This is a genomic window from Neobacillus sp. DHD-1R (genome assembly GCF_057747995.1).
Window position 1 is genome coordinate 2,873,056 of record NZ_CM173232.1, and the last position, 12,923, is coordinate 2,885,978.

Annotated in this window: 14 protein-coding genes and 1 pseudogene; 3 read left to right on the plus strand and 12 right to left on the minus strand. The window is 38.4% G+C overall.

Annotated features, from left to right (window positions below):
* Nucleotides 1-11: 11 nt before the first annotated feature.
* Complete coding sequence (pdxR, locus tag AC3ANL_RS13895; RefSeq protein ID WP_488325032.1) at nucleotides 12-1,415, minus strand: MocR-like pyridoxine biosynthesis transcription factor PdxR; 1,404 nt, start codon at nucleotides 1,413-1,415, stop codon at nucleotides 12-14.
* A 115-nt stretch (nucleotides 1,416-1,530) separates the two neighbouring features.
* Between pdxR and AC3ANL_RS13900 the strand changes: the two genes are divergently transcribed.
* Nucleotides 1,531-1,974: a GNAT family N-acetyltransferase gene (locus AC3ANL_RS13900; protein ID WP_488325033.1), complete on the plus strand. Its 444-nt coding sequence runs from the start codon at nucleotides 1,531-1,533 to the stop codon at nucleotides 1,972-1,974.
* Nucleotides 1,975-2,300: 326 nt separating this feature from the next.
* On the opposite strand, the gene AC3ANL_RS13905 is transcribed toward AC3ANL_RS13900, so the two are convergent.
* Nucleotides 2,301-2,714 (minus strand): VOC family protein, encoded by a 414-nt coding sequence (locus AC3ANL_RS13905; protein ID WP_488325034.1) that lies wholly within the window; start codon nucleotides 2,712-2,714, stop codon nucleotides 2,301-2,303.
* Nucleotides 2,715-2,993: 279 nt separating this feature from the next.
* Here AC3ANL_RS13905 and AC3ANL_RS13910 point away from each other — a divergent pair, with 279 nt between their 5' ends.
* Together AC3ANL_RS13910 and AC3ANL_RS13915 are read left to right on the plus strand one after the other, a co-directional pair.
* The gene (locus AC3ANL_RS13910; RefSeq protein WP_488325035.1) at nucleotides 2,994-3,221 is read left to right on the plus strand and encodes a DUF1858 domain-containing protein; all 228 of its coding nucleotides are present in this window, start codon (nucleotides 2,994-2,996) and stop codon (nucleotides 3,219-3,221) included.
* A 13-nt stretch (nucleotides 3,222-3,234) separates the two neighbouring features.
* Entirely contained in the window at nucleotides 3,235-4,467 is a 1,233-nt protein-coding gene (locus AC3ANL_RS13915; protein WP_488325036.1) for a DUF438 domain-containing protein, read from the plus strand.
* Nucleotides 4,468-4,585: 118 nt separating this feature from the next.
* On the opposite strand, the gene AC3ANL_RS13920 is transcribed toward AC3ANL_RS13915, so the two are convergent.
* The 10 genes and pseudogenes from AC3ANL_RS13920 to AC3ANL_RS13965 form a co-directional block, all read right to left on the minus strand.
* The gene (locus AC3ANL_RS13920) at nucleotides 4,586-5,371 is read right to left on the minus strand and encodes a glucose 1-dehydrogenase (RefSeq protein ID WP_488325037.1); all 786 of its coding nucleotides are present in this window, start codon (nucleotides 5,369-5,371) and stop codon (nucleotides 4,586-4,588) included.
* Nucleotides 5,372-5,637: 266 nt separating this feature from the next.
* The gene (locus tag AC3ANL_RS13925) at nucleotides 5,638-6,216 is read right to left on the minus strand and encodes a CBO0543 family protein (protein ID WP_488325038.1); all 579 of its coding nucleotides are present in this window, start codon (nucleotides 6,214-6,216) and stop codon (nucleotides 5,638-5,640) included.
* A gap of 97 nt (nucleotides 6,217-6,313) precedes the next feature.
* Entirely contained in the window at nucleotides 6,314-7,270 is a 957-nt protein-coding gene (locus AC3ANL_RS13930; protein WP_488325039.1) for a phosphotriesterase family protein, read from the minus strand.
* A gap of 20 nt (nucleotides 7,271-7,290) precedes the next feature.
* A pseudogene (locus AC3ANL_RS13935) lies at nucleotides 7,291-8,331 on the minus strand (phosphotriesterase family protein).
* A 149-nt stretch (nucleotides 8,332-8,480) separates the two neighbouring features.
* Nucleotides 8,481-8,726: a carboxymuconolactone decarboxylase family protein gene (locus tag AC3ANL_RS13940; protein WP_488325040.1), complete on the minus strand. Its 246-nt coding sequence runs from the start codon at nucleotides 8,724-8,726 to the stop codon at nucleotides 8,481-8,483.
* Nucleotides 8,727-8,756: 30 nt separating this feature from the next.
* Nucleotides 8,757-8,999: a hypothetical protein gene (locus tag AC3ANL_RS13945; protein ID WP_488325041.1), complete on the minus strand. Its 243-nt coding sequence runs from the start codon at nucleotides 8,997-8,999 to the stop codon at nucleotides 8,757-8,759.
* Nucleotides 9,000-9,075: 76 nt separating this feature from the next.
* Nucleotides 9,076-10,206, minus strand: coding sequence for an ABC transporter substrate-binding protein (locus tag AC3ANL_RS13950; protein ID WP_488325042.1), 1,131 nt, complete (start codon nucleotides 10,204-10,206; stop codon nucleotides 9,076-9,078).
* A gap of 70 nt (nucleotides 10,207-10,276) precedes the next feature.
* Nucleotides 10,277-11,110 (minus strand): ABC transporter permease, encoded by an 834-nt coding sequence (locus tag AC3ANL_RS13955; protein WP_488325043.1) that lies wholly within the window; start codon nucleotides 11,108-11,110, stop codon nucleotides 10,277-10,279.
* Nucleotides 11,111-11,179: 69 nt separating this feature from the next.
* Complete coding sequence (locus AC3ANL_RS13960) at nucleotides 11,180-12,004, minus strand: ABC transporter ATP-binding protein (RefSeq protein WP_488325044.1); 825 nt, start codon at nucleotides 12,002-12,004, stop codon at nucleotides 11,180-11,182.
* Between the two features lie 262 nt (nucleotides 12,005-12,266).
* Nucleotides 12,267-12,866 (minus strand): hypothetical protein, encoded by a 600-nt coding sequence (locus AC3ANL_RS13965; protein WP_488325045.1) that lies wholly within the window; start codon nucleotides 12,864-12,866, stop codon nucleotides 12,267-12,269.
* Between the last annotated feature and the right edge of the window lie 57 nt (nucleotides 12,867-12,923).

The window sequence follows — 12,923 nt, forward strand, 5'->3', positions numbered from 1 at the left end:
ACCTAAATTGTTTAGAGGTTCCAAGCTGCTTTTAATAGCTGAATTCCGTTTTCAATTTCCCATTCTGATAATCCGCCAAAACCTAGTATAACACTCGTACCTAAATCTTTTTTGACCCTATCATAATAGATGGATAATGGATATACCTTTACACCAACAGTCATGGCCCTTTTAATCAACTCGTCTTCCCGCATATTGTTATTCACTTCCAAAACAATATGAAGTCCCGCGTTTTCACCGATTACCTTTACTTTATCGCCGAAGTGATTAGTAATAGCTAACAGTAAGCTGGCATGCTTTTTTCGGTAAAGTGTTCTCATTTTATTTAAATGAGTTTGCCAATGTCCTTCATTCATAAACCGATAAAGCGTATCCTGGTGAAGACGCGAGACGGTCTGCTTGTAAACCGTAAAGTGTTCTTGATACTTTTTCATCAATGCCGATGGTAAAACCAGATAACTTATCCGAAGAGATGGAATTAACGACTTGGAAAATGTCCCTAAATACACCACTCTACCATTTACATCTAGCCCTTGTAAGGAAGGAATTGGCTTCCCTTTATAGCGATATTCCCCGTCATAGTCATCTTCAATAATATAACCGTTCACATCATCTGCCCATTTTAACAATTCGATCCTTCGTGATATCGGCATGATCATTCCAAATGGAAATTGATGTGATGGTGTGATATACACAACACTAGCTTCGCTTTTTTTCAACTGCCCTACATTGATCCCCGCATCATCCAAAGGTATGGGCCTTGTTTTGACTCCAAGATCTTGTATCGTAGCTCTTGTTCGGTGAAACCCAGGATTCTCCAACCCAAATATAGGTTCTTTTCCGATTACTAAACATAATAATCCGATTAGCACTTGAGCCCCTGCACCAATAATGATTTGATTAGCCGTGCACTTTACACCTCTTGAGGCAAATAGATGCCGGGCAATTTGTTCTCGTAGTTTCAGTTCCCCTTGAGGATTCCCCGTATAAAATAACTCGCCCTGATCTTGATGTAAAGATTGAACGGTTAATTTTCGCCATATCGCATATGGAAAGTGTGCTAAATCGACCTTCCCCGAATTGAAATCAATTTTAACCTTCTCTTCTACTAGCTCAGGCTCAATCTCCAATTTTCGAGGCGATTTTTGTTCAGAAATAATGTCATCTTCAAAAGTCGTTACAAATAATCCTGTACGAGGTTTACTTTCTACATACCCTTCTGCTATAAGCTGATCGTAGGCTGACTGAATCGTATTTATGCTTACGTCAAGGTAATGTGCTAAATTTCGTTTAGAGGGTAGTTTTTCTGCTGGTTTTATTCTTCCTGATAAAATTTCTTGCTTAATGTAGTTGGCTATTTGGATATACAACGGCTTCTCACTTCTATAATCTAATGCAAGGGTAAGTTCAATCATTCTTTCATCTCCCAAAGACCTACTGGTACCATTAAAATTATCAAATCTGATACTTTTGATTATACCAGATTGTGGTTAAATATTAATTATAGATTCAGAAAAGGAGCTGGGGAAAATGGTTAATGAGCAGACAATTTTAATTAAGGAATTGAAAAATGAAAAGGAATGGAAAGAAGCCTTTCCGGTCATGAAACAATTGAGAACTCATTTAGATGAAAGTAGTTTTCTTCAGTTAGTTCAAGAAGCAACAAAGCAGGAAAATTATAAAATGGCTGCTTTGTATGAAAATAACCAAATTATTGCTGTCACAGGTTTTATGCCTATGGTTACCTTATACAACGGTAGATTTATCTGGGTTTGTGATTTAGTAACAGATTCAAATAGCCGCTCGAGAGGTTATGGGGAAGCACTTCTAGAATATGTTCAGAATTGGTCAAAGGAAAATGGCTATGATATTGTCTCACTCTCATCTGGTTTACAACGGCTGGATGCTCATCGTTTTTACGAAAATAAAATGGACTATGACAAGGTGAGTTATGTATTTTTAAAAAGAATTTAAATAAATTATTATTGATTAAAAAATGGGAAGCTCAGTTTAAGAGCTTCTCTTTATTATGATTCCTGTTTTTTAAGTGATGTGGGATCATCAACTTATTCCTTGGCTTTTTTCGCAGTGTTTGTTGTTTTTTGAACAAATTATAGCCTTTGATTCGGACACAGTTGTTTTAAAATACCTCAAGCCTGTCCGAATGAGCCACCGATTCGGACACAATTGCTTTAAAATACCTCAAGCCTGTCTGAATGAGGCTCTAAGTAGGAAAAAATAGCAACAAAGGTTACGATAAGAGTCTATTCCTTTTTTGATGAAAAATAAGCTCAAGACGTCTAACCAAAGATCGAATTCTGTAAGACTATTCTCCATCCATCTGGATCCTCGATGGTCACACCAGCATTTTTCCAGTAAGGATTTTCTGGTTCTACTGCTTCGTACCCCATCTCAAGTAACCGTTGCACAATTTTATCCCTTGCCTCAAGATCTGGCATATAAAAAACGAGTAAATTATCCTCAGAAGGAGGTGGACATGGGACCGCATCCACATGCTGGGTAAACTCCAAATGATAGGTCGTATTTGGCAGACCCAACATGACTCCATTATATCCATTATGATTTTCAAAATGACCGACGACCTTTAGACCAAGACCATCACGATAAAATTCAACCACTTTTTGTAATTGATTAGTCGGTCTCGCCACTCTGAATTGAACAACTGGGAGATTTTCTGACCAAACTTCATCCATACATTTCACCTCATTACTATCTTTATTTTAATTAAAATATTACCATTTAAAGGATATAAAAGAGAAAACATTTGTTTGATTTTCCACGATTATTTTATTACCTACCCACCGCTCGATATGATCAGGTGCTTTTTTCATATATTTAAAGCTACATGCCCCCTTTTTCCTATATTCATCAATTATTTTTCGTTTGTGATACACATCACTTAGATAATCACTCTCCTATGATATATTTTCAGTGAGAAATATTATCAGTCCTATTTCAAGGAGAAAATGATGATGTCAAAGATTATTAATACTCAACTTCCAGTTTTTCGTTTATGTACCGATTTCCCTGAAATCATCCCGATTATGAAGGAACTTGGTTTTGAAAACATTACGAACCCTCACATGCTGAAAACAGCCGGTCGTGTCATGACCCTTCCGAAAGGCTGCCGGATGAAAGGAATTTCAATAGAAAAAGTAATCGAAACCTTTGAAAAGAATGGATTTACCATAAAACAATAAAGGAGCATTTACCATGAGCGAAATGATTAATAACCGTGAACAAGAACCGATAAGTCAATCAAAGCGACAATCACTATTGAAACAAATTATTAAAGACTTGCATAATGGCAAGAGTGTCGAAGAAGTAAAGGCTCAATTTCAAGAAGCTGCCGGCAGTATTACAGTTGCGGAGATTTCCCAACTTGAACAATCACTTATGGAAGAAGAAGGAATTCCAGTCGAGGAAGTGCAGCGCTTATGTTCGGTCCATGCAGCAATTTTTAAAGGATCGATTGAGGAGATTCATCGTTCTAATAAACCTGAAGAGCAGACAGGCCATCCCATCCATACGTTTACATTAGAAAATAAGGAAATTGATCTGTTAGTTAATTTCAAACTGCAACTCCATTACGATCGGTTTGAAAAAGAAGACAGCAAGGAAAATATCTATAAACTATTAGAAGATTTAAATCTATTACTTGATATAGACAAACATTATAGCCGCAAAGAAAATCTATTGTTTCCCTATTTAGAAAAATACGGGATAATGGGCCCTACCCAGGTCATGTGGGGTGTGGATGACAGAATTCGCGAGGCGATAAAAGAAACAAAAGCGAAATTAACCAATTATAAGGGAGAAAAACAAACCGTAATCAATTCCTTGTACTTTGTCATTCGAGAAGTTAGTGAAATGATTTTTAAAGAGGAAAATATCTTATTCCCGATGGCCTTACAAACATTAACAGAAGACGAATGGGTCAAAATTGCCCATGAAAGTGATGAAATTGGTTATTGTTTAACAGGACCGGCGGGCGTTTGGAAGCCTGAAAGAAAAGGAATTCAAGAGGATGCCTTAACCGACGGATTTATTCGAATGGAAACTGGCATTTTATCTATAAAACAACTGGAACTCATGTTAAATCATTTGCCGGTCGATATTACTTTTATAGATCAAGATGATGTCGTACGCTACTTCTCTCATGGGAAAGAACGAATTTTTGCTCGGACAAAAGCGGTTATTGGACGGACAGTTCAAAACTGCCATCCGCCAAAGAGCGTTCATGTCGTGGAAGAATTATTACAAGATTTTAAAGCAGGAATCAAAGACTGTGAAGATTTTTATATTAAATTTAAAGATAAATATGTGTACATTCGTTATTTTGCTGTACGGGATGAAACTGGTCAATATATGGGAACGCTTGAATTCACGCAAAATATAAGCTCCATTCAAGAAATTCAAGGGGAAAAACGGATTTTGAATTCATAATTATTCCCCCAATCATCACTGAAGATTAATCAATTTTTATGACAAAAGGGTCCCAAAATGTAACGTTTGGGACCCTTCTTTTAAATGGTATAAAATATACCTTATTTCTGTTATTCATTTAATATTTGTAAGATTGTCCGCCATCGATAGGAATAACCGCCGCGTTAATAAATCCTGCTTCATCTGATAATAAGAATGCAACTAAGCTTGCCACTTCTTCAGGTTTTCCAAAGCGCTTCATTGGATTGACGCTGACAAATTGTTTTCCTGCTTCTTCCCAATTTACAGGATCTATTTGTTTAAGTGAAGCTTCGACCATTGGTGTCATAATTGCACCTGGTGCAATGGCTTTAATACTAATACCGTATTGACCATATTCAATCGCAGAGTTTCTTGTTAATCCGACAACACCATGTTTACTTGCGGAATAACCTGATTGGTTCCCCACTCCACGAATTCCGCCAACAGAAGCAGTATTCACTACTGAACCTGAGCCTTGTTTTTTCATAACTTCTAATACATATTTTAACCCATAAAATACGCCATTTAAGTTAACACTTAATACCTTCTGGAATTCGTCTGAGCCATAATCAGCCGTTTCATTTTGTTTTCCTTCAATTCCTGCGTTATTGTGGAATCCATCGATACGGCCATATTTTTTAACGGTTTCATTCACATAATTTTTTACTGCTTCTTCATTTGATACATCGGCAGTAATTAATAATACTTCCGCTTCAGGTACAGCTTCTAAAATTAATTTCTTTGTTGCTTCTAAACCTTCACTTTTTAAATCCACTAAAGAAAGCTTTGCTCCTTCTTTTGCAACTCTTACCGCAGCTGCCTGACCTAAACCTGACCCTGCACCAGTAATTAAAACTACTTTTCCATCAAATCGATTATTCATGGTAGCATCCCCTTGTCATGTTAGTTTGAATACCACAACTATCAAAAGATAGTATTACCCTTAACACCATACCCATACGAATATCTTGAACTGAAATATCTTTATTTAAGAGTATATATTCATAATATACCTACCCTGAAATTTTCCAAGTAAAACGACTTAAGCGAATTTAATTATTTTTTTTAAAAAAACTATGAAAAAAAGAGCCACAGACCAATTTAATTGATCTGCAGCTCTTTCAAACTTCATTGGTAGGCTTAAAAAGGCTAAGTGGTTTTTTGGTGAAATTTCTTTTTCATCCAAAGGAATCCATTGGTTATAACCTTTGCTAGTAGTAGGACCACAACAAAGCAAATAAATAAATGTATATAGCTTATGTTCCCATACATTCTAAATAGACCCATTGTAACAAGGAGGGGTTTAAACACAAATGAAAAAATGATTGCCGTAATGATAGCGTATAAGTAATAATTTTTATTATGATTCCATGTCCATTGATAAATGAGCATAAAGGCGACAGGGATAATACTTGAATCCAAGGATAAACTCGGAAGTGCGGGAATTAATTGGAATGGATAATTCCACAATCCACTATTTAATCCAAAAATATCGATGTACGCAAAGATAATATGGACACTATATCCATAAAATCCGATTTGAAAGATTTTATTCTTATCAATTTTGAAATAAAGGATGATGAGTGGTAATACGAATATAGCAACCATCATCCAGTATTCGAAAGAAGTATAGAGCGAAAAGTCTTTCCAGTAATCCACTAGAGCTTCAGTTGACTCTTTTCTCAATTTTACCGCTTTATCAAATTGTTCAATTCGTACATCTGCCAATCTACTCACCCTTTTATAATTGCTAATTCATGGTTATGGTGATCAATTATAAAAGAACCTATGCAAAATGGCTTATAATTCCTCTTGCCGCTTTTTATTATCTTGGTTCTTGCATGGTTAAAATCTTCGCAGGCGTTTGGACTAAAAGTTGGTAAATGACTTCTTCATCGATACCTGCTTTTCGAAGGTCCGGAATAAACTCTTCAAAGACACAATTTACAGAATGTCCTTTTAAACCCGGCCAACCTAGTGCACAGCAGTTAGCATCTGCTGAAATAACGGCATTTTTTAAAAATCCTTTTCCAAGGAAAGAAAGGAAATGATTTATACGGTCTTGTCGAGGGCGTGACCAATAGGGAGCATCTTCTATCTCCGAGTCATATCCGATTGTATCGAATCCCACAAATCCGCCCAAGCTTGCAATCAACGTATCACGATTTTCATCGACATCTGGGCCAATATCAGCATGTCCCATAAGGACACGATCAAGTGATAAACCTTCCGATTCAAAAATTTCAATGGCCAGCTCGGGTTGTGTTGATAAGTGCGTTATAATGGGAACACCCGTTTTTACAGCGGCCCTTGCGGCAGCGCGATAAATACGTTGATCTAGTTCACCTAGACCTTCTCGGCTTACGCCTACTTTAATGGCACCTGCTTTTGCGCTTGTGCCGTCAATTCCAACCGTAATTTCATGGATGAATAAATCTGTAAGATACTCTACTGATTTGTTTCGGAAATAGGGAAGCGCCGAGTCTCCTGCTACAAAGCCTGTAACAGCCACAATATTAACACCTGTTCTACGTGATAATACTTGAAAGTATTCGACATCACGTCCATTTCCGATTCCTGTGCAGTCCACGAAGGTTTTACCACCGTGTTCACGGAAGCGGCGTAACTTTTGGATTGTCATTTCAAACGCTTCTTCAGGTTTTTTCCACCATTGTGTATCTAAGTCGCATCCGGGCAGACCGAATCCGATATGCTCGTGCATGGCTGTAATTCCTAGTTCTTCTGTCGCAATTGGACCTAGCACCGTATTTACCTTACCCATCTTTTATTCACTCCTCACCTTTATTTTTTCTCTGCTGCCACAACGGATTCTTTTTCTGCCGCTACTGAAGCCTCAATAGTTAGGACACGTTGCGGGTTTTCTTCTAATAAAGTCCGAATTTGCTCATTCGTCACACCTACAATGCGCAAGATTGGTACGAATTTTGTTAGTAAGTAATTGAAGTCAAGATCTTTTGCTGCATGACCTTTCGCACAGCCAACTGCATTCGTTGAAATCAAGACACGCTCACCAAGACCTTTTTCGAATAGGTCTACAATTAACTGAGCACGGTCAGTATCATTTATGTAACCTTAAGGTGTAGACCAACCAACATGATCGAGTGCAACATACGCGCCGTGTCCTGCAACAGCAAATGCTTCTTTTCGGCGGACAGCATCGATACGGTCAAGTCCTCCGATAATGACACGGTTTGATTCAATGCCTTCACCTAATAAAATTTCCAGATCATTTACTGCATCTGCACCGTATTGGACGGATATAGGCACTCCTGTTGCGAGGGCTGTTTGTGCCGAACCACGGAAAAGATTTGTTTCTTTTTCTGAAATACCACTTTTACTTGCGATTGACGTCACTATGCCTGCTAGACCAGAACGTTCAATACGTGGTACAACGATTCCTTCTGTCACCTCTTTAGCGAACAAATCAGCAAATTGTTCTGCTGACCACGGTGTAGGCGGATTTTTTTGTGGCGTAATAAAATAGCCACTTAACATGGGTTCTGGCCCTAAACCGGTTGATGCTACAATATGTACACCTGTTGCTTTTGAAAGTGTTTCGTAAAGTTTTACATCACGACCATGGAACATCCCACTATTATCTACAATCGTTTTTCCTCCATTACGACGGAAATCAGATAGTTTCCGTTTTAATACCTCAAAGATCTCACTCCGGTCCATTTCAATCTCAGGAGCAAACTCAGCTCCAGGTACAACAGATAGAAGTGATTCATGAATCAGAACGACACCTAATTCTTGAGCTGGCACTGGTCCAAGAACAGTACGAACAACACCTGAACTTTTTTCTTGTACATGATCTTGCATTGTAAAACCTCCTAATATTTAATAGTTCCACAGCCTAGAAGGATCAAAGACGGAAAAATTAGTTTATCATTTTGAGAGTTTTAAAAAATAAATACTTCGAATAAGGTGTTTGAATCTTCCTTATTCGAAGTATCTTACTTTATTAGATTTTAAATTTCCATAAAATGAGCGAGTGGAATAAAACCTACACAAAAAGCGATAAAGGATCCTAGTTCAACTATTTCTTCGTGGGAAAACTCTTCGATCAGTTCTTGAAAAAACTGATCTTTGTCTTCGTTGTCTTCATAATTCTGCAAGAGAACATCACTGAAACGCAAAGCTAATAAATCTCTTTTTGTAAAAATTTCTGGATCACGATCCATTATTTTACTAATTTTTTCTTCCGTTACACCCATCTGCTTGGCCCAAGCAGAACGCTCCCCACTTCAAAAAGGGCAGCCATAATGAAAGGCAATTCGGAGACGAACATACTCTTTTAGCGTGTGTTCAACAACACCTTCGAAAAAGGCAGTATTCCAAAGGTTTCCAACGCTCTTTGTAACTTCCTGGGCGTGTGACATGAAATAATAAAGAGTTTGTTTTGGTGCGCCGCGTTCCTTTGATAATTTTAAAAGATGCTGAATGTCTTCTGACATATCCTCCACTTTCACCATTGGCAATCTTGCCATTAAACCCACCTCCATTTAAGTCGATACGAATTTGACCAAATTAACTTCATCTTAAAAATATCCTATTTATTTACCACTACTTGCTTTTAGCTTGTTCCCTTACCTCTTTTTCATTAAAAGAGTTGATCGTGTCGAGAAGTGAGTAATCATAAAGTTTTGTCACGTCAGGTATTTTTTCTGATAAGCCGTTAGCTTCTACAAACTTCTTCCAGCGTTCTTCAGAGATATAACCCCATTTCCCATCAGCAGACGGTCTATAATTATTTGCTGTTACTCCTAACGATACTTTAGCTTCTTTTAAAGCCTGCTCTTCCGATTTATCAGTTGGCTTAGATGCAGGATACTTCTCCCAGTTTAATTCCACAGCCTTATCCGGATTTTCTTGTGCGAAGATCGCTGTTTTTACAGCTGACCGAATATAGCGGGCAATTGCATCTCGTTTCGTCTTATCAGTATCCTTTCGCATTACAAATCCAGCAGCAAAGCCTTCTTCCACTGCAGAAGGGAAAGGTAATAATTTTGTTTTTGTTCCAGTTACTAGAGCGGCAGTAGCCAAGTCACCTTGATTTCCAACAAAGGCATCAATATCTCCTTTTCCTAAAGCCTGCATTGCTGCTGCACTGCTGCCAATCGCAACAGGATCAATACTTGAAGGATTCCCTCCATCTGCCGTTACATTTACCTTCATAAAAGTCTCAAATGGAGCCCCTAAGGCAGTCATCCCAACTGTTTTATGTTCAAGTTGTTTCGGAGACGAAATATCACTTGATTCTTTTACCGCAATTCCAAAAATCGGTTTTTGATAAGGGGTGAAAATCCAAGTTAAGCCTTGATCCTTTCCAGCTGCTATAGGATAAACGAGGGCGTCAGGTTGAGTAATGGCTACATCAGCCTTGCCAGCAACGACTAGTCCTACCGCCTCTGACGGTTTTCCAACTAACGATACCACCTCAACGTCTAACCCTTCATCTTTAAAATAACCTAAGGCGTCGCCAAGCCACAGCGGTATTCCGCTTGGTACACCTAATGCAAACGGAATAGCAACTGTAAGTTTATCTTTCGCTTTATTTTCAGAAACTGTGGCCTTTTCTGATGACCCTTTGCCGGATGATCCATTATCTGTTCCAGAACAAGCACTAATTACTAATAAGACTCCCAGCAACAGAGCAGACAACATTGAATTTTTAAAATTCAGAATTTTCAACACATCAATTCCCCCTAATATCCAGTGATAAATCCATACCCTTTTTGCGTCTTACAACTTGTTTATCGTCACTTTATTTTTTACTTCGCTCTGCATCAGACCAGAATACTAATTTTTTACGTGTTAAGTTCAGGATCATTGTTAGAATCCAGCCAAGTATGGCAAGAACAACTAGTACACCAAAGATGCCGCCAGTATTCATCACTTGTTCCATTTGGATGATAAGCACCCCTAGACCTTCACGCCCCGCAAGAAACTCCGCCACAATAGCTGCTGTCATTGCTTGAACTAACGCAACTTCAAGACCGGCAAACAAGAATGGCAGCGATCCGGGAAACACGAGCTTGGTAAATATTTTCCATTGTGAAGCACCAAGCGAACGCATCACGGCTAAGCGCTCTGGTTCCACAGATTTGAAACCGCTTAAACCATTTACTAGAACTGGGAAAAAGACAATTAGGATAACGAGCGCAATTTTTGAACCTATCCCGAAACCAAACCAGATGATGATTAGTGGTGCAATCGCAATTTTAGGGATACTTTGAAATGCCACAATAAAAGGTTTGAATACGCGTTCAAGCAGTGGAATTTGCGATAACAATAAAGCAAGGATGATCCCAACAATCGCTCCAGCTACGTATCCTGCAAGTACTTCATAAAGTGTATTAAGGATATGGACATAATAGTTTAGAGGACTTTCTGGATTTAATCCACTAATAAACGACTGCCACACTTCTAATGGCCTAGGGAGAATCACTGAGCGAATGTTAAAAATAGTAATAAACAAGTCCCACACAATGATAAAGGCTACAAACACGGCAGGAATTAATAAATAATCTGGGCGCCAACTACGAGATTTCAAAGCAGAAGATTTTCTTTGAGTGTTTACTGTTAAGGGTTTTTCCAATGTCATTTCTCCTCTCATAAAACATCCCAGAATCAAATTTTCAAATGATTATAGTTTCTCATTTTCATATTAGTCCCCTATGGTCGCACCAAGCAAATGGCGAAGATGCCCGGCTGCCTCATTGAAACCTGGTGTTGACATAACGTCAAGACCTCGAGGACGTGGAAGGTCCACTTTGAAATCCTCTGCCACTCTTCCTGGGCGAGCTGACATTACTACTACACGATCTGCTAAGAAAAGTGCCTCATTCACACTGTGAGTAATGAACACAACTGTTTTGCGTTTCATCTCCCAAATGCGCAAAAGCTCTAATCCCATTGTTTCTCGTGTTAAAGCATCCAAAGCGCCAAACGGCTCATCCATGAATAGAATCTCAGGGTCGTGCATAAGAGCACGGGCAATACTAACACGTTGCTGCATCCCGCCGGATAATTCGTACGGATATAGTTTCCCTGCATCACCCAAACCTACTAATTCCAGTAATTCTTGTGCTCGTACTTTCGCTTGAGATTTATCCATACCTAGTACTTCGGCGCTCAACATGACATTGTCTACTACCAATCTCCAGGGAAAAAGTGCTGGTCGTTGAAACACGATGCCAATGTCACGATTTGGACCCTTGACATGGTTCCCCTTTAATAGTACATCTCCTGACGTCGGTTTAACTAATCCCGCCATAATCTGCATCAATGTACTTTTACCACAACCACTTGGCCCGAGAACAGCAAGGAATTCAGTATTGCCAATACTTACATTAACATTATCGAGAGCCACAACGGTATTGCCAGAAGTTGTCTTAAATTTTTGCTCGAGATTACGTACCTCAATGATCGGTTTACCTACAGAAACCGTGTTTCCCAATACGGTGCTGTTTAAGGCATTTGCAGTCATCATCTTTCCTCCCATCCCCCCAAACAAATTTTCTTAACCCTACTGATTGAACTGCCTTACCTTTCTCAAAACGCCACTTCCCCACTTGTAATCGCTTACTTTTAAAAAGAGGTTACTCTAATCTCTAAGCTGCTAACAACATATTATAATATTGTTATACCAAAGTCAAAAACTTTTCTTACTATTCTAAATAAAAAGATAATTCAGTATTCAAGTTTCGTATGTCCCTTTTATATCTAGCATAAATAGGAAAGATATCAATAGTTTAATGTGTCATATGATGATGTTCTGGTTGGTTTTGATTGGTATTTGATAGGTTAGGTTGGATCTTATAAAAGGAACCTGCCAAAATGATTGTACATAAAGCCACAGTGATAAAGGCAGTGAGAATGGATAAGGTATTTATACGTCCTCCATTAGGTTCAGTTTCTTTTAAACTGCCTGTTTCCTGTTTAATCGTTTTAATAAGGAGACTGATAGAAAATATAAAAATAGCGATTAAAATGATGCTTAAGATCATAATAAAATTGGGCATTAGCATTGCACCCAGCATCGCTCCCATCACACCACCCATAACCCCGGCCATCATGCCGTCCAGAACAGCCATTGTGTTAAAAGGAATTCCTATAATAATCCCAATCCCTACTCCTATAATCAAAGCAACCAGCGTATTTATAGAGAAGCTAAGATTAAAAGCTAGGACAGTGCCCGTTAATAGTCCTGTCATGGATCCCATCATCATGGCAGCCATCATAGCAGTTGTACAGGAAAGCTCTTTGCGGACTGAAAAAATTAAATGATAGATTTTTATAGTACCCAGGACGATAATTAAAAATACAATCGCTTGCGAAAGTAAAGCCATCATAATCTCCCCTCTCCTTTCTGAAGAATCACGCAATTTTTAAAGATTGCTAGTTTCAAT